Source organism: Pleurocapsa sp. CCALA 161 (assembly GCF_003003995.1).
In the GTDB taxonomy this organism is placed as follows: Bacteria; Cyanobacteriota; Cyanobacteriia; order Cyanobacteriales; family Xenococcaceae; genus Waterburya.
In genome coordinates this window covers 17,980-35,719 of sequence record NZ_PVWF01000024.1, presented here as the reverse complement: position 1 = coordinate 35,719, position 17,740 = coordinate 17,980, and the positions used below count along the sequence as shown (strand labels likewise).

The window sequence follows — 17,740 nt, the reverse complement described above, 5'->3', positions numbered from 1 at the left end:
ATATTTTATTGCTCCGATCATACATCGGCAATAAAATACATTTCAAGATGATATTGATAGTCTAGATAAATAGCTATTCAACAATGAACAATGATTGAAACTTGATTAAGGCAAACTGATCGGCTCTCGGCTCAATGATTAAGCTTTTAATAAGCACCATTTTTACGCGGAAATAACATGACACCAATAGTTTTGGAGATAATCCATAAGTCCATTAGCCAATTGTAATTGTTAGCATAATAAACATCGATTTTTACTCTTTTGGGGTAAGGAATATCGTTTCGACCAGAAACCTGCCACAGTCCAGTAATTCCTGGTTTAACCCTAAGCACTATATTGATTTTGCGACCGTATTTTGGTAATTCTTCTGGTACTAATGGTCTTGGTCCAACTACACTCATTTCTCCCTTTAAAACATTCCAGAATTGAGGTAGTTCATCTAGACTAGTTAAGCGTAGGAATTGACCCATTTTAGTAATTCTAGGATCTTGCTTAAGCTTGAAGCTGGCTTGAAATTCTTGACGCATTTGGTCAGAATCTTGCATGATTGCCTCTAATGCTTCGTCAGCATGATCAATCATAGTTCTAAATTTGATGCAGTTGAAAGCCTGGTAATTCTTGCCAATTCTCTTTTGAACATAAAATATTGGTCCTGGAGAATTTAAGGCAACTAAAATTACCAAAATCAAATATAAGGGAGAGAATATAGTTAAGATTAACAGGGAAAAAACTATATCAAATATTCGTTTGTGAAAATTTCCGTTTAAGATCAAAAAGGATAATTTCAATCCCTGAGGATTGAATAAAGCTTGACCGCTTTTTTTAATTAGTCCCTGTACTATCTTGACGGAAACAAGCTGGCTGTTTGCAGTCATCTTACTCCTTCATTACATCACACCACACCGTTCAATGATAAATCGATCAAGCTTGAATTGGCTGATCTTTGCCAATTTTAGAGCTTATTTAGATTATTTCTGATGGCGATCGCGAAGCCGGGGCAAAGCCCAATCGCCATTCTTGATAGCAATCCTCAATATATTTTAGATAGGACTGCTTAAATACCGCTGGGCTAAATTTATTAGCTTGCAACTGGCAATTCTTCGGATTAATTTGAGGTTGTAGTTGCTCAAAACTCTCGACCGCAGCAACTAATGCTTCTGGTTGTTGAGTATCAAACAATAGACCTGTACCATCTTCAGAATATTGACGAATATCTTTAACTGTTTCTAGCGCGCCTCCTTTTCCATAAGCAATTACTGGTGTACCACAGGCTTGAGCCTCAACCAGAGCAATCCCAAAATCTTCACAGGCTGCATAAACAAAAGCTTTAGCTTTGGTTATATACTCTTGAACAACATCATCGGGTTGCCAACCGAGAACCTGTATATGAGATTCTGCTAGCTGACGTATTACTGATAATTGCGACCCTGCACCAATAATTACCAGGGGTTTTTTGAGTTGATTGAACGCCTTGACGATTAAGCATATTTGTTTATAACTTACTAATCGAGAAATTGTCAGATAAAAATCAGCTTTTTCTGGCTGAAAATGAAATTTTTTTAGGTCAACTGGCGGATAAATAACTTTAGCTTGGCGACGGTAACAACGCCAAATACGCCTAGCAGTATGTTGGGAATTGGCAATAAAATAGTCAACTCGGTTGGCAGAAATGACATCCCACTCGCGCATTCGATGCAGAATGTAGCGGGCAATTAACCCTTGTATACCCTTTCCTTGGCGATCGCCTTGCAGATAATCAAAAGTTAAGTCCCAAGCATAACGCATTGGAGTATGACAATAACAAATATGTAGTTGATAGGGATTGGTTAAAACTCCTTTTGCTACAGCATGAGAAGAAGACAAAATGATGTCATATTGATTGAGATTTAATTGTTCGATCGCGATGGGTAACAAGGGTAAATATTTCTGTACTCCATTGCGAGCTTGAGGAAAATGTTGCAGAAAGGTGGTTGTGATTGCTCGCTGATAGAGATAACTTTGCGGATTGGTGGACTCAAAATCAATGAGAGCGTACAAATCAGCATCAATATAGTTTAAAATTTCTTGGACTACTAGCTCAGAGCCTCCAGTCGCTTTAGGAGTCAACCACTCGTGGACTAGAGCGTATTTTAATTCCACAGCTAGTTATTTACTAATTACAAAGATTGTTTGACGATAATTGGGTGATAAATAGCCAAGCGTGGCTAATTTGAGATCCAGAATATCACTAAGTCTACTATTTTGATTTCTCAAATTCAGGCTTTTAATTGTTGATCTGAGTAATCAGTTGCCATGATACAACATTTCCTAAAACTTGTTTCCCTTCTAGCTTGGGGACGGGTAATATATCTGAATTAATTAGCAAATAAGCAGGTTGCGATCCTTGCCAGAGCTGTTCTAGTTGCTCGTTGGACTGAGGGATGACTAGGCGATCGCTATAAAATTCTAATGACGGACGAAAATAAGGATGATTAGTGTATATTTTCTCCAGACTAGGAGTTTGTGCTTGCAGCATTGTCGCTACAGGTTGAACGGGAAAATCATTATTTAATTCCCACAGCCAATGACTAGAATTAAACAGCAGCAGTAGAGCGAGATAAAACCCTCCCGCAATAATTAAAATAAAGTGACGATTGCGTAGCCAGATTAACACTGATGCAGCAGTGAAGCTAATCGCTACGACTAATAAGATCAAAGCTAAATCGATTTGTGGTACTGGCGCGATGAAACTATAGTAAACACTACCCAACCAACAGATTAGGGTAATGAAACTTAGGAATATCTGCCAAAAGTAAGCTGACTGTTTTTTGTGCCAAACTTTGCCCAAACTAACGCCAATCAGCAGTGATAATCCTGGATACACAGGAATTACATACCAGGGCAATTTAGTTTCCATCAAAGAAATCGCCAGCAGATAAACTCCCGTCCAGACTAAAGTTAGTTTTCCCCAACTAAGGTGACGATTAACCCATGCTAGTTTGACTCCATGAGGTAGAAATATGAGCCAAGGAAGGCTGTATTTGGCTATTTCTAGCAAATAGTACCAAGGAGGGCCAGAAATAGTGCTGACGGGCGACCAAATGCGTTTAAAGGTTTGATCTCCTAGGCTTATGCCTAAAAATTGCGTTCCGTAATGAAAATATTGTAGGCAATACCAGGCGATCGCGGGAATTTCCCCTAACAGTAAACCAGCCCATAGATAAGGATTTTTCAACAACTTAGGGCTGTCCCAAGCTGTAAAGAGCAGTATAATTCCCCCCAACAAGACACCCATCATGATGCCTTTAGTCAGACAGATCATGCCCAAGGCGATGCCTGTACCCAACAACCAGGAATTACGTTTTCTACCGCGCAACAAACACCAAACCCCTAAACAAAACCAGCAGGCGATCGCGCCATCGAGCATTGCTAAGCGACCATGACGAGCTATAGGCAGTAAAGTTAAATAGACTAAGGCGCTAAAAATTGCTGTGGAGAGATTAGGAAAAAGTTCTCTGGCAATTAAATACACCAAAGGAACAGAACAGGCAGCTAAAAGAGCAGGAACTAGGCGCGTACTCCATTCGCTGACACCAAATAGTCTGTAACTCAGGGCAATTAACCAATGAATTAAGGGCGGTTTATTCCAGTAAGGTTCGCCGTAGTTAATGGTGGGATAAAGCCAAGTTTGAGTCCCTGGTTCAGCCCGCCAAATATTGCGGGCAACTCCCGCCACAATTCCTTCATCCCAATCTCTTAAAGGCAGATCTTCTATTCCAGAGGTATAGAGCATCACCGCAGCCAACAGCAAGCAGATTAACCACAGACTATCTCTCTTAAATAACCTTGAATCTTCAACAGCCTCGTCCTTCATGTCTATCGCTGGTTTCTTTTATTCTGGGTAGCCACTAACTGCACCAGGGTAACCACCTACTGAGCCAGAGTCACTATCTCTTTTTGAACCCAGTAACTCTAAACGATCGACTTTGATAATGGGGCGCGATCGCAACCCTCCTGTATTGCGATCTGTCCAGGTTTCAATTTTAAAAGAACCTTGCACCGCAATTTGTTTCCCTTTGGTTACATAATTTCCTGCTATCTCGGCAGTTTTACCCCAAATTTCGAGATTAAACCAGTCTGGCTGATCGCTATTGCGAGTACGGCGATCGACTGCCAAAGGCAATGTACATTTAACTGAACCAGAATCAAAATATTTTACCTCTGGATTAGCACCAGCACGACCTACTAAATTAACTACATTAAGAGCCATGAGTTTGATATTTATAGTACTAAGGAACTAAGTTAAGATTTCTCAGTTTAGCAAATTATAGTCAAGCACTACAAATTGTACGTAGGTGAAAGAGCTAAAATCTAGAATTAGTTGGTAAACAGAAAAAACTGCTGCTTAAATCAACGCTAAAGTATTAAGTCTGCCCTTGACTTGTAACTTTGATCTTTGGCAGTCTGCAATTAAGATTATCTAGATTATCTAATAAACCTTTAGTCATGACTTTAACCGTATACAATACCCTCACTCGCAACAAATCAGCGTTTCAGACTATTGAAGAGCATAAAGTGCGGATGTATTGCTGCGGCATAACTGTCTATGACTATTGCCACCTAGGTCATGCTCGAACTTGTTTAGTTTGGGATGTGGTGCGTCGCTATTTACAGTGGAGTGGCTACGAAGTTAATTATATTCAGAACTTTACCGATATTGACGATAAGATTCTCAAGCGCGCTAGGGAAGAAGGAACATCGATGGAAGCGGTTTCAAAGAAGTATATCGCTGCCTACTTTGAAGATATGGAACGTTTAGGAGTTGGACAAGCTGATGCCTATCCTCGTGCAACCCATACCCTAGATGGGATTAAACGTTTAGTTTATGAATTAGAACAAAAAGGTTTTGCCTATCCTGCTGAGGGAGACGTTTATTATTCTGTACAGAAGTTTCCTGACTATGGCAAGCTGTCGGGTAGGAAGTTAGCAGATATGCAAGCGGGTGCTAGCGGTAGAGTTGATGAAGATCCAGAAGCTAGTAAAAAGCAATATCCCTTTGATTTTGCCCTCTGGAAGGCGGCTAAGGAGGGTGAACCAGCTTGGGAGTCTCCTTGGGGAAATGGTCGTCCTGGCTGGCATATCGAGTGTTCGGCAATGGTGCGCGAAAGATTAGGAGAAACTATCGATCTTCATGTGGGTGGAGGAGATTTGACTTTTCCCCATCATGAAAATGAAATTGCCCAATCCGAAGCAGTTACGGGCAAACCCTTAGCTAATTATTGGCTACACAACGGCATGATTATTGTTGAAGGGAAAAAGATGTCTAAATCTTTAGGCAACTTTATTACGATTCGCGAATTGCTAGATAAATATGAACCCATGGCAGTACGTTTGTTTATTTTGCAGGCTCAATATCGCAAACCTGTAGATTTTACGGAAGAAGCTTTAGCTACTGCAACTAATAGCTGGCAAACATTAAAGGAAGGATTGCTCTTTGGTTATCAATATGGTCAACAATTAGGTTTCTCTGGGATAGATTTATTAGACGAAGAACTAGTAAAAAGATTTAAATCCGCCGTAGATGATGACTTCAATTTTGCGGGTGGATTAGCGGTACTGTTTGAAATTGCCAAAAATCTGAGTAAAGAAGGTAATATCTTGATTCATCAAGGAAAGATTCAAGCTGATGCACAGGAATTAAATCAACAATGGCAAACTTTGACCCAATTAGCTGCTATTTTAGGTTTTACAGCCAGTATTGATGAAGATAGTAGTAATACAGGTTTAAGTGACTCAGAAATTGACGCTTTAGTTCAGCAGCGGAATGAAGCTAGAAGTAATAAAGATTATGCCCAAAGCGATCGCCTTCGGGATGAATTACAAGCACAAGGTATTACTTTAATCGATCAAAAAGGTGAGACTAAATGGGTTCGAGGTTAAACTTTTTTGCTACGGATTAACTTGACTATAATAAAGCTTATTAAATTAGAGAAGATGTAAATCTGAATACAGAACAATAATTTAATTTAATGACCACTAAACAACAACTAAAACTAAAAGAAATTAAAAAGCTAATCGGCGATCGCTTTTATAAGCAAGATGAGAAGATCAATGACATCAGAATTGAACTTGCTGGTATTAAAGTTGATACTGCGTATATTAAGTGGTTGTTTGGTGGGCTGTTAAGCTTTATTTTAATTTTGTTAAGCGTAATAATTACGGTAATTTTTAAGTTAATTGGTTAAATAATTTTAAGGATAAGCGAGCGCCTTCGAGATGAATTACAAGCACAAGGTATTACTTTAATCTATCAAAAAGTTAAGACTAAATAGGTTCGAGTTAAACAGCCCAAATTATCTAGAATAGTCTTAACTCTTAATACTACAGTTATTTTTGGTTTGGTTTATTTACATTATTCAAGAGTTTTCAAGATATTATTCCACTGAATTTTGTGAATAGCTTGTAATTCTTTATCTTGTTCTATAAGTTTTGAATAATCCTTAACAAATTTTTCTACTGATGCAATTAACCGTAAATAATATTTAAGTGTCGGGATAATACCGTTAACAATAACTTGACAACCATGATTTCTGGCAATAAGTTCAATTTCATCTTGAATCTTCATTTCATCAACCTTATCGATATGGGTAGTTGAAAATATATAGTATCTTCTGGGATGATATTTTAATATTTTATCTTTTGCATTTAAAACCATTTGTAAGTTAATTGGTTTGCCATATTTAATTTCTATAGCTTCAATGACACTCTTTTTTTTATCAAAAATTTCAATATCTCCTGCTGTTTTAGAAGTACGATCTGATGCGGTATGACTACCTAAATCTTTTAAACTACAGCCTTTATATCTTTCAACTTCTTCAACTAACCTTAAATAGATAGCATAAAAAGCTATTACAGGCAGTTTAGAAGCACCAAAAGTTTTATATTTATGGTTGAAGTGAGCTTCTAAACAGTTTATTACTGTTGCTATATTTAGTTTTTCAGGATTAATTAGCTTAATAATAGAAATTTGATTAGCTTGTGTAGCTTGTATTACTTGAAAAATTAATAACTGAGCAATTAACTCTGCTTGATCAGGATTATTTTCTACAAAATCAATGATATTTAAAAATGCTTCTTTTACAATTTTGTTACTTATTTTGCCATTGTAATTTAAATTATAAGGATAAGGCTGTTCCAAGGAGCGAGTCAACCAACCGCTTTCTGCCATAGCAGGCAAACCTAATTCTTTGAGGGTAGGTGTAATGTATTGAGTATCAATTGTTCTACCAGAAAATCCTCCAGGCAGATTTGATTGATGATATCGAATATCTTGTGTAGGTTCAATAATTTTATGTATTAATAAAGTAATTAATACGGTATAAACTCCTTTTTGCTTAGTACAATTTTGAGCAATAGTCTGGATGTATATAAATAATTGATTTGATAATGTATTTTTAATATCTGAAGATTTATTATATATCTCTAATAGTTTTTGCTTATGATTCATAACAACAATCCCTGAAATATCAAGTTGTTTTGGTTTTGGTTGATAAAAATTAATGTTATTCTTTTGTAATTTCTGTTTTGATGCTAATAAATTTTGTTTTTTGATTTGAATTGCTAATTGATAAATCATTGGAATAGGTACAGAATTACCAATTTGCTTATAACACTCTGCTATTGAATTATGTATTTTAAATGTATCGGGAAATCCCATAATTCTATAACATTCTTTAACTGTTAATTTACGTACTTTATTTTCCTTGGATATATAAATAAAAAATCTTCCAGAAGTTTCTTGAGATGGAATTGTAGGATGAACTCCTTCTACCGAATAAATACGATTTGGTTGATGATGTACTCTTGAAAGATGTTGTGTATTTGGTCTTACTCCTTTCTTCCAGGTTGTTTTATCATTTCTATATCCAGCAAAAATTAAACCTGAAGGTTGCTGTTTAGGATTATCTATCAAGGTGTAGTCTTGAGTTTTTAAATATTCAAAATTTCCATTTTTACAAAGATAATCTTCGAGTTTTTTGATTGATTTATTCGTTTCAATTTTATTAAAATCAAATTTTTTGTTTTTAGTGGCAAAGATAATTATTCTTTCTCTATTTTGAGGAAGACCAAAATCTTTAGAATTTAATATTTTATAATCCACTAAATATCCCAGATATTCTAAAGAATAAAGAATCGTATCTAACGTTCTTCCCTTGTCATGATGAATTAAATGTTTTACATTTTCTAAAAGTACAACGCTAGGTTGCTTAACGGCTATAATTTCGCAAATGTGAAAAAATAACGTACCGCGTGTATCTTCAAAACCTTGTCTTTTGCCACAGATACTAAAAGGCTGGCAAGGAAAACCTGCGGTCAAAATGTCACAGTCAGGTATTTCTTCAATATTTATTTGAGTAATATCATTCTGTGGTTTATCTCCAAAATTATTAAAGTATACCTCTTGACAAGCAGAATCTATTTCACTAGAGTACACACACTCATATCCTGCCTGTTCAAACGCCAATCGAAAACCTCCAATCCCAGCAAAAAGATCGATAAACTTTGCTTGGTACTTATCCACATCCGAACAATAAAGAACAGTCAACTAATATAACAAGATTTGGTAGAGATAAATTTATTAATTACCTACAGATAGAGAATAATTCCCACAACGATCGCACGTAAGTTTAAATAGCAAGTAGCGATCGCCTTATTGAATTAGAAGATGGCAAAATTAACTATAACTCTTCAGCGATCGCCTGATTCTGGAAATCTAAAGATTTTGCTAGAATTTATAGTGTTTAACAAAACTTTATAGAATGTTTTATTTATGCTGCGTCCAGAGCAAAGAGCGAAATTAGATGATACCAACGATCTCGATTTCTATGATTATCCTCGACTAGTAACCCATGTAGATGAAGGCTTTATTGCTCGCCTGAGCGATCTCTATCAGCAAGAACTAGAGCCAGATAGTCGTATTTTAGACTTAATGAGCAGTTGGGTATCCCATTTACCAGCCCAAATGCAGTTTGCTCATGTAGAAGGGCATGGGATGAATGAAGCGGAGTTAGCCAAAAATCCCCGTTTAGACCATTATTTTGTGCAAAATCTCAACCAAAATCCCAAATTACCTTTAAATGATGCTGATTTTGATGCTGTTTTAATTACTGTTTCCATTCAATATCTACAATATCCTGAAGCAGTTTTATCGGAGATTTATCGCGTGCTTAAGCCCAACGGGGTAGTAATTATTAGCTTTTCTAATCGCATGTTTTATCAAAAAGCGATCGCCGCTTGGCGAGATGGAACAGATACAGATCGGGTCAATTTAGTTAAACAGTATTTTCAGTCGGTTGACGGCTTCACTGAACCTAAAGTTGTCGTGCATCAACCTCCCTTACCTGGTTTTCTCCAGATGCTTGGTTTGGCTGGAGGAGATCCCTTCTATGCAGTGATCGCACGTAAGTCTGAATAGTAAGAGGCGATCGCTTGATTAATTTTTTCCAGATCAGCAACTAACTTGATGACATTTTTGGCACAATCCAAAAAATTCGAGGGTGTGATAGTAAACCTTAAAAGTATGCTCTGTTTCCAATTGCTTTTCTAGATTATGTACAGGACATTCATCGATCGCAATCGACGTGCCACAGTTAACACAGGTGAGATGATGGCGATCGCTTTTAATCAAGCTGTATTCAGACTCTCCATTAGCTAGAGTACGCACCTGGACTTCGCCCTGTAGCTTTAAAGCCTCAAGAGAACGATAAACCGTAGCCAACCCCATGTCCTGTTGACGATTACGGAGTTCAATATATAAATCTTGCGCCGAAATAGAACATTTGAGACTTTGAAGTAAGGTCAGAATGCGCTTTTGCGAACGGGTACGTTGCGTTTTCATATATTTGCGATGGAAAATCAAACCTGAGTTTAGCTTACCTTGTTAGATTAGTTGATCTTAACTTTTATCTATCCCTGAAGGAAATAAAGCTATAAAATCGAAAAGGGTTACTCGCGTCAAATAATTACTGACAATCATTTTATGGCTACCAAATATCATGCTCGTATATATGTGACCTTACGCTCCTCAGTCCTAGACCCTGCTGGTACGGCAGTAGAATCGGGACTCAAGCAAATGGGATACACCGAGGTAGAATCGGTGAGGATTGGCAAGTATATTGAAATGCAGTTGAGCGCCAACGATGAAGAGCAGGCAAAACAGCATCTAGATGAAATGTGCGATCGCCTCTTGGCAAATACAGTAATTGAAAATTATTGCTTTGAACTCACCGAGATGGCTACAGCCTAAAATTTAAATCTATTACTTAAATTTATTACCACAGGAGTAAATTATGAAGTTTGGCGTTATCGTCTTTCCTGGGTCAAATTGCGATCGCGACGTTTTAACCGTAACTCAAGGATTATTAGCTGCACCTACTCGTATGGTGTGGCATCAGGAAACAGATATTGCTGATTTAGATGTAATTATTATTCCTGGGGGATTTAGCTATGGTGATTATCTCCGCTGTGGAGCGATCGCGCAGTTTTCCCCTGTGATGAATAGCATCATCGAACATGCTCAAGCAGGTAAATATGTTTTGGGCATCTGCAACGGTTTTCAGGTACTTACAGAAGTGGGGTTACTTCCTGGGGCATTAATTCGTAATCGTGGTTTACATTTTATTTGCGATCGCGCTCCTGTTAGAGTAGAACGCAATGATTTAATTTGGACAGCAAATTATCACCCACAACAGGTACTCACTCTACCTGTAGCTCATGGAGAAGGCTGCTATTATGCCGATGATGATACTTTGAAAAATATCGAAGATAATAATCAGGTGCTGTTTCGTTACTGTAGCTCTTCAGGAGAAACCGATGCCAAGCATAATTTGAATGGGTCGATGAATAATATTGCGGGAATTATTAATCGTCAGGGTAACGTATTAGGGATGATGCCCCACCCTGAAAGAGCTGCGGACAAAGCGATTGGTGGTACGGATGGTTTAGCTTTGTTTCAAGGATTACTGAATTCTTTGGTTGTTACTTAGTTGTTGAGAGTTTAAGGACATTTTTTTTAGCTGAGAAAACAAAACTTTTCAGTCTTGCTTTCTCAACAACGTTGGTAGGTAACTTGGGTAATAAAATATGTCCCACCATTAACATATGGTCTGCGATAATTGGACATTGGGAAAATATTTCGTCAATTGGATGGGATTAGCTCTTAGGGTGTGTTTCCCGTAAGGGTAACGTACCACATATTTTTGCTCTATTTAATGGGATTGGTGCGTTATGCTTTGCAGTAACACACCCTATCTTTTATATTTCCCTAAACATCGATGTCAATTTACTGAGTTGCCAAATGAATATTGAACAGTTGAACGCCGATTACGGTATTGCAGACAAAGTAAAGTTTGTTGAGGGTCAAGGCAATTTTCCCTTAATTAAAATCAGCAATGAATACGCCGAAGCTACAATCTCTGTTTATGCAGGACAAGTATTGTCTTTTAAGCCAGTTGGTCAAACTGAAATGATGTTTGTCAGTAGCCAAGCTTATTATCAGACAGGGAAAGCCATTAAAGGCGGTACCCCAATCTGTTGGCCCTGGTTTGGCCCTGATCCTGAAGGCAAAGGGCGTGCTAGTCATGGTTTTGTACGCGATCGCCTCTGGCAAGTACGAGATGTAATCAGTACTCAAGATGGTTCAACTCAAGTAACCATGGGACTAGTAGATACCCCAGAAACCAAAGCAATCTGGAATTATAGTTTTGATTTGTCCATTGTGATTACCGTGGGGCATACCTTGACAATCAATTTAGTTACTCGTAACACGGGATCAGAATCTTTTTCCATTACTCAGGCGTTGCATACTTATTTTAAAATTGGCGATCTTAATCAAGTTGAGGTATTGGGTTTAGAAAATAAAGCTTATTTAGATAAGGTCGATCGCGGTCAACAAAAAACCCAGTCTGGGGCAATTACTTTCTCTGGAGAATGCGATCGCATTTATTTGGATGTCCCCGCCCAATTAGCGATCGCCGATCCAGCTTTAAATCGTCAAATTACCTTGACTGCTACCAATAGTAAGACGGCAATTGTTTGGAATCCAGGGGCAGATATTTCAGCAAAAATGGCTGATTTGGGCGATCGTGATTATCAGCATTTCGTTTGTGTCGAAACTGCTAATGCTGCTCAAGAAATAATTGAAATAGCTGCGGGGAGTGATTACAATCTAACTGCCAATTATAGTTTTTAATCACTTTAACCACACTTGTGACTAAAAAGATACTATAGTTTATTCCTGTATTTTTTTTGCTACTTTTAATACTTCAATTTATTTTAACTTGTTATTTTAATTTGTTTTTGTTTCTTGAAGTATGTATAATTTACTGATGTATTTTGTAACACCAAATGGATAAATTGAGGTTTTAGGCGTTGCTGAATTGAAATATGCAGGATAAAATTTTTCATCAATGGGGATATCTTAAAAAGCTAATAGCTAAGAACAATAAAACTATTAGTTTCACACCTAAATCCAGTAACGCCGTAGTTTAAAAGAAACTATAGTCTATAGAGAAATGAACTCCATCTTCTTGCAGAGAATTTCCTTTAGTTTCAATCTGAACTAAAGGAATTCCCCAATCTAAACGGGCATTAAATCTATCTCCCATCACCAAGTTTAAGCCGATTCCTAAAGCGGGTAAAGTTGCATTAGCAATTTCTACATCATCACTATTCCAGACTGTCCCTAGGTCGAAGAAAGGGGCAACTTGTAATAAGCCATCAAATTTTTTAAACCGCCAAACAGGGATGCGTAATTCTGTTGAAACAAATAAACCATTGTCACCCAAGCTTAAATCTTGGCGATAACCCCTAATACTATTAAAGCCACCAATTCTAAACTGTTCTAGGGGTACTAAACTTCCCCCTGATATCTGGATATCTCCCCGCAGCAGTAACAAAAAGTCTTCGTCCAAACGTCTTGTCCACTGACTCTGACCACGCCAAGAAACAAAAGTACTATCAGGTTCACCATTGTTATTAATGGTTGAGTTGAAAGCATCTATTCCAAAACTAAACTGGGAACGCAAAGCAAAAACTTCTTGTTCATTACGCTTGATAAATTCTTGAAATAGTCTGACGGCGCTAATTCTGGTTTCCCCCTCTTCATTAGCACCGCGAGAGAGAAAGAACTTGTCGTTCATCAAAAAAGTCTCACTTTCGCTACGAGTAAAACTTATTCCCAGAGCAAATTCTTGAGTTGGCTTAAGCAGAATTGGCTGGCGCAAACTTAGCTCATAGTAGCGAGATTTAGATTCGATATCGATCGCCGTAAAGGGATCTTCAATCACATGATTAGAGTTAACCCCTACAACAGCCTTAATCGTGCCGTTTTCAGAGTTGACAGGGAAACCATAAGCCAGATCAAAACCATTGCTCCCTTTGGTATTGGCATATTCCCAGGTAAAGCGATCGCCAAATCCTAGTAAATTGCCATGGTTGATGCCGATAGATCTTTGATTTGTCCCAACACTGGGAGATCTACTGTTATTGAAGTTGGTAGCAACATTAAAGGCATCTGCCTCTTTAATTGTGATCTCTAGTAGATTAGTACCTGGACGAATTCCTGCCGATAGTTCTGCCGATACATTATCAATGAGCGGATCGAGACGTAATAATTGCAGTGCTGAAAGTAGCGAATTGACATTCAGTGGTTTTCCTGCTGCCGTTTCAATGCGCGCAGAAACATAGTCAGTAGATAAATGTTTTGTGCCTGAAACCTTAATCTCTTCTAATTTTCCTTCCAAGACAGTAATTTGCACTGTACCATCATTTAGTTTTTGAGGAGGAATATAAGCTCCTGAACTAACGTAGCCTTGATCCGTATAAAGCTTGGTGATACTACTTCTGGCTTGAAATAGCTCTGGCAAAGTCAGAGGACGGTTGAGATAAGATTTAACCGACTGATTTAGTTCTGATTGACTAAAAATAGTGCTGCCGACAACATCAAACTTTGTGACTATGATATGTTGAGGAACATGGTTATCTGGAGTGGTGCGAGTTTGCTTTGGAGACTTGCTTAAAACCTGGGCGCTGATTGGCTGTAATTCTAATAAGCAGATAGCGATCGCTAAAACAAAAGATAAAGCAGGTAAATTGACCCTAGTAAAGTAATTGAAAAAATAATCTAAGCTTAATTTTCTCTCCAAATTATCTGATGTCAGCATATTAGTCACTAGCCTTGAAAGAGTAACCTTTATAAAGTTCCCCAAACTAGTCACTAAGTAACAAGATCACAGCGCTTGCTCAATGATTGTGCTAATAATCAACTTTTAATTTGTCGATTAAGATCAAGTGCGGATCATGATTTCCAATAGAGTAATACTCAAGCCGATCTAAATCTACTGCTTTTGATAGCGCATTCCTGGTAGTTGAACAACTAAATCCATCATTTCTAATTCAGATAAGGCTGCTAAAATCTGGTTAATCTCTAGTCCTGTTTGTTCGGCGATCGCATCAACCGCTATAGATTCGCGCTCAATCAAATCATAAATACGCGCTAATTTAGAGTTGAGTTCTGGTTTGGGCTTGGTTGTAGGTAAGCGATCGAGACAGGGCATTGTACCCAGCATTTCTAACAAGTGTTCGATCCCCAAAATGACATGGGCTCCAGAATTGAGCAGGGCTAAACAGCCTAAAGAGCGAGAATTATCCAAAGAGCCTGGCAAGACATAGACATCGCGACCAAAATCATTGGCAAAACGGGCAGTAATCAAAGCTCCCGAACGCTGAGGTGCTTCAATAATCAAAACTGCACGGCACAAGCCAGCGATAATGCGATTACGAGCGGGAAAATGCCCCCGATCTGGTTGAGTCTGAGCAGGGTATTCACTAACTATTAAGCCTTGTTCGGTCAATCGGCGATGCAGCTCACGATTGCTTAAAGGATAGACCAGATCGACACCTGTACCCAACACTGCAATGGTTCTACCTTTAGCTTCTAAACAAGTTTGATGAGCGATCGCATCAATTCCTGCTGCCATTCCTGAAACAATACCAAAACCGTGACTGACAAGAGCTTGAGTAATTTTTTTAGTCCAGCGTTTACCATATTCCGAGGGATCGCGAGTTCCCACAATGCCAATCATCGGTTGACTACCCAGATTTTCTTCAGGCTCAACCTGTCCTCGATAGTAAAGCAACGGTGGTGAACTAGGAATTTCGGCTAAAAGTCGAGGATATAGCTCGTCGTCTGGTGTCCAAAAGTGAGGATTTTGCTGGAGGTGCTGGGCAAAAAGTTCAGCTGGAAGATGTTTAGGTCTAGGTTTATTCTGTATTGCCACCGCAGCTTTGCTATTGAGGCCGTCAATTTCGGCAAAAGCAATCCCAGGAGCATTCCAAGCTACCTCTAGAGAACCGAAATGTTGATAAATTTTTTTTTGGGAAACCGCTCCAATTCCCTCAATTTGCGACCAGGCTAACCAATAAGCTCGTTCTTGTTCCATGAAATTATAGTTTGCTAATGATCGCGGTTAAGTTACAGGCAGTTATTATTTTTCGTTAATCTGTTTTACTAGTTCATAAAACAGCATCCGAGTTAATTTATTTAAATAATATCCTGGTCAGCATGTTTTTGCCCTTGACTGATTTTCTTAGCTCTTGATAGCGATCGCCTTTGTTAAAGATAAGTATCATGGGGTTTCATCCCACAAAATACCGCTAAAGAAGTATGATAAGGTTTATAGTTGCTAGATCAAATAGATATTTCAAAATAAAGATACAAAGCATGGATATTTTAACTTTAGGCTGGGTCACAATCTTAGCTTTATTTTCCTGGTCGATCGCAATGGTTGTTTGGGGTCGTAACGGATTTTAGTCGTGGAAACAAATCAATTACTAAATACTCTGTTTCTAGTCGCCATAGGCATTCTAGGGCTATTGAGTTTAGGAGTTGGCTATCTTTCCGTCGTTCAGTGGCGCGATCGCCGTCGTCAAGGGCGGGATAAGCGAGGCGGGCTTTAAAAGTGTCCGAACATCTTAGCCAGCTTAACAAAAAGCAATATTTGTAATAATGGGGATACTATTTTTAGTGTCCCCGCTGTTTTAAAGATAAGAGGGCAAATTTTCAGGTTGTTTAGTTAAAAAACGGCTTACTTTCCTTGTAAAGCTGCGATTTGAGCTTCTGCTTTATTTAAAGATTCGTACCACTCTTGTTCTGGGTCGCTATCGGCAACTATCCCTGCCCCAACTTGCCCATATACTTGAGCGATGTCGCTGTCATCAGATTGTACATAAAGCAAAGTCCGAATTAAAATATTTAAGTCTAAGTTTCCTCGTTGGTCGAGATAGCCACAAGAACCATAAAAGAGACTACGGCGCGCTGGTTCTAGTTCTTCAATCAGTTCCATACAGCGTACCTTAGGACAACCAGTAATTGTGCCTCCAGGGAAGACACTGCGAATCAAATCGATGGCATCGCGATCGCTGTTTAAAATTCCTTTAACGTTGCTGACTAAATGCATTACATGGCTATAGCGCTCAATTACCAATAGCTCGTCTACCTCAACCGAACCCCACTGACATACTCGTCCTAAATCATTCCGTTCTAAATCAACTAGCATAATGTGTTCGGCTCGTTCTTTGGTATTAGCAAGTAATTCTGCTGCTAAAGCGCGATCGCTTTGGTAATCGCCTCCTCTTCTTCTTGTTCCCGCAATGGGTCTAGTTTGAGCTATATTGCCTTCTAACTGTACTAATCTTTCAGGAGAACAACTAATCACATCTCCCCAAGGCGATCGCCAATAACTCGCAAAAGGAGAAGGATTAATTTTCTGTAGCTGCTGATAGATCGACCAGCTATCATGAGTTGTACTAGTTTGAAATCTCAAGGATAAATTAGCCTGAAAAATATCTCCTGCTTGTATGTGCTGTTTGGCTCGTTTGACTGAGTTTTGATACTGTTCTTGATTAGTTAAGAAAGTAATAGATGTTGTTGGGGTATTTGGCGCAATTTCTTGACAGGGTCTAAATGCAGCAAGTTTGGCTTCCAAGTTTTCTAACTGCTCAAAATCACCAGCAGCCAGCCATAAAGTTTGAACTACATGGTCTAATACGGCAAAGCAATCTGGCTCATACCAATAGGCGACGGGAAAGGGTAAAGTATCCTGGTTGAGTTTGGGTAATTTTTCAATCTCCCAAGCAAGATCGTAACCCAGCCAACCCAGCCAACCACCAGTAAAGGGTAAATGAGCCACCTGAAAATTATCACTCGTAGGCTGCTTTAGTAATGACTGTAGAAAAGATAAAATTTCACCAGTTTTCGGTGTCCATAATTGAGATTCCCCCTCTCTCAGGCGAGGCGCACCAGCACAGATTGAATAACGTGATAATTGTGGTTGTTCTAAATCTTCGATTGTGCCTGGACTTTCGAGCAGAGTAGCAACTGGCTCATCAAGAAATAAGGCAGTAAAAACTTCTGAAGCAGTACGATGATTAAGAGTCAGCGATCGCCATTGCCACGGTTTCACTGGCTGTATTACTTCTTTGATAAGCATGAATGGGATTAAATAGCGATCAACTCTTCACTAAATTTTCACTAAGATTATTTAAAAAGCTATGGAGGCGAAAAAAGCGATTAGACTCCAAGCCCTTGCCCTAAAGGACTAGCCCTAAAGGATTAGCTCGCCAGCTCGTCCTAAAGGATTAGCTGGCGCGTCCGTCCTTCGCGTCGTACCCGAATGGGTATACGCTTCGCGATCGCACACAT

The 17,740-nt window shown here is 38.6% G+C and carries 17 protein-coding genes; 8 read left to right on the top strand and 9 right to left on the bottom strand.

What is annotated here, in order from left to right; all coding sequences use genetic code 11:
- Positions 1-146 precede the first annotated feature (146 nt).
- The 4 genes from C7B62_RS07940 to C7B62_RS07925 form a co-directional block, all read right to left on the bottom strand.
- Positions 147-875 carry a sugar transferase gene (locus C7B62_RS07940; protein WP_106234471.1) on the bottom strand — a complete coding sequence of 243 codons (729 nt, stop codon included), beginning with the start codon at positions 873-875 and terminating at the stop codon, positions 147-149.
- Positions 876-963: 88 nt separating this feature from the next.
- On the bottom strand, positions 964-2,139 hold the full coding sequence (locus C7B62_RS07935; RefSeq protein ID WP_106234468.1) for a glycosyltransferase: 1,176 nt from the start codon (positions 2,137-2,139) through the stop codon (positions 964-966).
- Between the two features lie 124 nt (positions 2,140-2,263).
- Positions 2,264-3,853, bottom strand: coding sequence for a glycosyltransferase family 39 protein (locus C7B62_RS07930; RefSeq protein ID WP_106234466.1), 1,590 nt, complete (start codon positions 3,851-3,853; stop codon positions 2,264-2,266).
- Positions 3,854-3,871: 18 nt separating this feature from the next.
- The gene (locus tag C7B62_RS07925; protein WP_106234463.1) at positions 3,872-4,249 is read right to left on the bottom strand and encodes a single-stranded DNA-binding protein; all 378 of its coding nucleotides are present in this window, start codon (positions 4,247-4,249) and stop codon (positions 3,872-3,874) included.
- A 236-nt stretch (positions 4,250-4,485) separates the two neighbouring features.
- On the opposite strand from C7B62_RS07925, the gene cysS reads away from it, so the two are divergent.
- Positions 4,486-5,919, top strand: coding sequence for a cysteine--tRNA ligase (gene cysS / locus C7B62_RS07920; protein ID WP_106234505.1), 1,434 nt, complete (start codon positions 4,486-4,488; stop codon positions 5,917-5,919).
- An 89-nt stretch (positions 5,920-6,008) separates the two neighbouring features.
- Entirely contained in the window at positions 6,009-6,224 is a 216-nt protein-coding gene (locus C7B62_RS07915) for a hypothetical protein (RefSeq protein WP_106234461.1), read from the top strand.
- 167 nt (positions 6,225-6,391) lie between these two features.
- On the opposite strand, the gene C7B62_RS07910 is transcribed toward C7B62_RS07915, so the two are convergent.
- The gene (locus tag C7B62_RS07910) at positions 6,392-8,560 is read right to left on the bottom strand and encodes a DNA cytosine methyltransferase (RefSeq protein ID WP_106234459.1); all 2,169 of its coding nucleotides are present in this window, start codon (positions 8,558-8,560) and stop codon (positions 6,392-6,394) included.
- Positions 8,561-8,809: 249 nt separating this feature from the next.
- Between C7B62_RS07910 and C7B62_RS07905 the strand changes: the two genes are divergently transcribed.
- Positions 8,810-9,454 (top strand): class I SAM-dependent methyltransferase, encoded by a 645-nt coding sequence (locus C7B62_RS07905; protein ID WP_106234456.1) that lies wholly within the window; start codon positions 8,810-8,812, stop codon positions 9,452-9,454.
- Between the two features lie 33 nt (positions 9,455-9,487).
- Here the strand turns inward: C7B62_RS07905 and C7B62_RS07900 are convergent, their stop codons facing one another.
- Positions 9,488-9,877 carry a Fur family transcriptional regulator gene (locus C7B62_RS07900; protein WP_106234452.1) on the bottom strand — a complete coding sequence of 130 codons (390 nt, stop codon included), beginning with the start codon at positions 9,875-9,877 and terminating at the stop codon, positions 9,488-9,490.
- 141 nt (positions 9,878-10,018) lie between these two features.
- On the opposite strand from C7B62_RS07900, the gene purS reads away from it, so the two are divergent.
- From purS to C7B62_RS07880, 3 genes are all read left to right on the top strand, one after another.
- Positions 10,019-10,285, top strand: a complete 267-nt coding sequence (gene purS / locus C7B62_RS07895; RefSeq protein ID WP_106234450.1) for a phosphoribosylformylglycinamidine synthase subunit PurS — start codon at positions 10,019-10,021, stop codon at positions 10,283-10,285.
- A gap of 43 nt (positions 10,286-10,328) precedes the next feature.
- Positions 10,329-11,024, top strand: coding sequence for a phosphoribosylformylglycinamidine synthase subunit PurQ (gene purQ / locus C7B62_RS07890; RefSeq protein ID WP_106234448.1), 696 nt, complete (start codon positions 10,329-10,331; stop codon positions 11,022-11,024).
- 311 nt (positions 11,025-11,335) lie between these two features.
- Positions 11,336-12,229, top strand: a complete 894-nt coding sequence (locus C7B62_RS07880; RefSeq protein ID WP_106234446.1) for a D-hexose-6-phosphate mutarotase — start codon at positions 11,336-11,338, stop codon at positions 12,227-12,229.
- A gap of 295 nt (positions 12,230-12,524) precedes the next feature.
- Here C7B62_RS07880 and C7B62_RS07875 read toward each other — a convergent pair whose 3' ends face one another.
- Positions 12,525-14,201, bottom strand: a complete 1,677-nt coding sequence (locus C7B62_RS07875; protein ID WP_106234444.1) for a ShlB/FhaC/HecB family hemolysin secretion/activation protein — start codon at positions 14,199-14,201, stop codon at positions 12,525-12,527.
- A 174-nt stretch (positions 14,202-14,375) separates the two neighbouring features.
- Complete coding sequence (gene dprA / locus C7B62_RS07870) at positions 14,376-15,479, bottom strand: DNA-processing protein DprA (RefSeq protein ID WP_106234441.1); 1,104 nt, start codon at positions 15,477-15,479, stop codon at positions 14,376-14,378.
- A gap of 281 nt (positions 15,480-15,760) precedes the next feature.
- Between dprA and petN the strand changes: the two genes are divergently transcribed.
- Together petN and C7B62_RS26090 are read left to right on the top strand one after the other, a co-directional pair.
- Positions 15,761-15,850: a cytochrome b6-f complex subunit PetN gene (gene petN, locus C7B62_RS07865; protein ID WP_106234437.1), complete on the top strand. Its 90-nt coding sequence runs from the start codon at positions 15,761-15,763 to the stop codon at positions 15,848-15,850.
- 2 nt (positions 15,851-15,852) lie between these two features.
- Positions 15,853-15,996: a hypothetical protein gene (locus tag C7B62_RS26090; RefSeq protein ID WP_199194104.1), complete on the top strand. Its 144-nt coding sequence runs from the start codon at positions 15,853-15,855 to the stop codon at positions 15,994-15,996.
- Positions 15,997-16,124: 128 nt separating this feature from the next.
- Here the strand turns inward: C7B62_RS26090 and C7B62_RS07860 are convergent, their stop codons facing one another.
- Positions 16,125-17,528 (bottom strand): anthranilate synthase component I, encoded by a 1,404-nt coding sequence (locus C7B62_RS07860; protein WP_106234434.1) that lies wholly within the window; start codon positions 17,526-17,528, stop codon positions 16,125-16,127.
- Positions 17,529-17,740: the final 212 nt, after the last annotated feature.